Origin of the sequence: Aequoribacter sp. (assembly GCF_965659035.1) — a bacterium.
In the GTDB taxonomy this organism is placed as follows: Bacteria; Pseudomonadota; Gammaproteobacteria; order Pseudomonadales; family Halieaceae; genus Aequoribacter.
This window is the reverse complement of record NZ_CBFHWH010000160.1, coordinates 1-1994: the sequence shown is the minus strand read 5'-3', so window position 1 is coordinate 1994 and position 1994 is coordinate 1. Positions and strand designations below refer to the sequence as shown.

Below are 1994 nucleotides of genomic sequence, written 5' to 3'. Positions count from 1 at the left end.
CTATGCTTTCCTCATCATCGGCGCCCGTAACCAGCAGGATAGGTACATCGCGACCTTGCGGCATACGCCGAATGCGCTCGCAGACTTCTAAGCCCGACATGCCCGGCATTTGAACATCCATGAAGACTAAGTCGGGTGATTCACGGACAAACAGATCGATGGCGGCGGGTCCGTTTTCGGCTTCCAGAACAATCATGCCTTCGGCTTCAAGACACTGTCTTGTCAGCATTCGGGTCATGGCATCATCGTCGGTGACGAGGATGGTCGGATTTTCACGGCTGTCTGTTTCGGACATTGCTGTACGCCACTCTCATTACATTTAAGTAAGGTTATCATTTACCGTGAACCAAACCTAGTAGCTGTTAACGCAGCGTGCAACTTGGTGTGAGGAAGGGCAGTAATCTTTCTGTCAAGATGTGGTAACATTCGCGCCCATTGAGTTACTGGTGGTGGTAATTATGAGCTTAGCATCTGACAACTTAGATCGAATTCGTCAGCAAGTTTCGGATCATCTGGACAAAGCCGAGCAGGTTCAGCGCAGTAAGCAGCAGACGCAAGCGCTGATGGAGTCGATTGCGCAAAAGCTCAAGCAAGAAGATGCTGTGCTTGTCGCTCACTACTACACGGCACCAGAAGTTCAGGCTCTGGCCGAGCAGACTGGAGGCTTTGTTTCTGATTCGCTAGAGATGGCGCGTTTTGGTCGCGATCACCCCGCAAAAACATTAATCGTAGCGGGCGTTAAGTTCATGGGAGAGACGGCGAAGATCTTAACGCCCAACAAGCGTGTCCTAATGCCTACGCTTGAAGCCACTTGTTCGCTGGACATAGGCTGCCCGATCGATCAATTTGATGCCTTTTGCAATCAGCACCCAGACCGTACGGTGGTGGTCTACGCTAACACCTCCGCGGCGGTGAAAGCCCGAGCGGATTGGGTGGTTACCTCTAGCATTGCTCTGCAGGTTGCGGAACACCTGAACCAAAAAGGCGAAAAAATCTTGTGGGCGCCCGATCGTCATTTGGGCGCCTATGTCAAAAAAGCCAGTGGCGCGGACATCATCGCGTGGGATGGCGCATGTATTGTGCACGAAGAATTCAAGGCTCGCGGTATTCTTGATCTAAAAAGAGCCCATCCTGATGCCGAAGTCCTTGCGCACCCAGAATCGCCCGATGCGGTCCTCGAAATTGCTGACCAAATAGGGTCGACAACGCAAATCATTCAAGCCGCTGTGAGTTCCAAAGCCTCTAAATTTATTGTCGCTACAGACCAAGGCATTTTTTATAAGTTGCAACAAGCTGCGCCCGGCAAGACTTTCATGATTGCGCCCACAGCAGGTAATGGTGCGACTTGTCGCAGCTGTGCAAACTGCCCCTGGATGGCGATGAATGAGCTAGAAGCCTTAGATCGGGTGTTTGAGGTGGGTGGTAACGAGATTTTCGTTGAGCCTGCTTTGGCTGAGCGCGCGATGCTGCCACTGGAGCGGATGCTAAGTTTTAAAGCAACGCTCTAGTTACAGTTCTTCAAGTCTATCCCGAAAGGCGTAGACGGCTTTCAATCGCTCTTCTATTTTTGACGATTCGACGAAGTCGTTGCGCGCTAACTGAAGGGCGTAGCGGAATTGTTTTTCAGATTCGTCGGCAATGCCATGTAATAAAAAATATTCGCCCCGCGCTTGATGTAGTCCTTGAATGTTGCCCGATAAACCCTGAATTTCAGCGAGCCAGTACCACAGTAGGGGATCGTTTTTGACGTCGCGCGCGAGAGGTTCAAGCACGGCCTCTGCGATATGCGCTTGTTGATTGGTCATTAGCGCGCGAGCGTACGCCAGTGTGAGCGCTTTGTTACCCGGATTAAGTTTGGTTGCCTTTTCCAAAGTGCCCAACACCCAGCTGGTGTCGCGTTGGTGTACCGCAATATCCACTAGGCTCATTAAGTAAGTCTGAGAGGAGGGGCGGTTCTGCAACAGTGACTCCATAATAGTTCGCGCTTCGTCAAA

Annotated in this window: 3 protein-coding genes; 1 reads left to right on the top strand and 2 read right to left on the bottom strand. The window is 51.4% G+C overall.

Annotated features, from left to right (window positions below):
- The coding region (locus tag ACTF5Z_RS12015; RefSeq protein ID WP_438985841.1) for a response regulator at window positions 1-295 on the bottom strand (295 nt) is incomplete at its 3' end.
- Window positions 296-458: 163 nt separating this feature from the next.
- Here ACTF5Z_RS12015 and nadA point away from each other — a divergent pair.
- Window positions 459-1508 (top strand): quinolinate synthase NadA, encoded by a 1050-nt coding sequence (gene nadA, locus ACTF5Z_RS12010; RefSeq protein ID WP_438985840.1) that lies wholly within the window; start codon window positions 459-461, stop codon window positions 1506-1508.
- On the opposite strand, the gene ACTF5Z_RS12005 is transcribed toward nadA, so the two are convergent.
- Window positions 1509-1994: tetratricopeptide repeat protein (locus ACTF5Z_RS12005; protein ID WP_438985839.1), on the bottom strand; the 486-nt coding region annotated here is incomplete at its 5' end.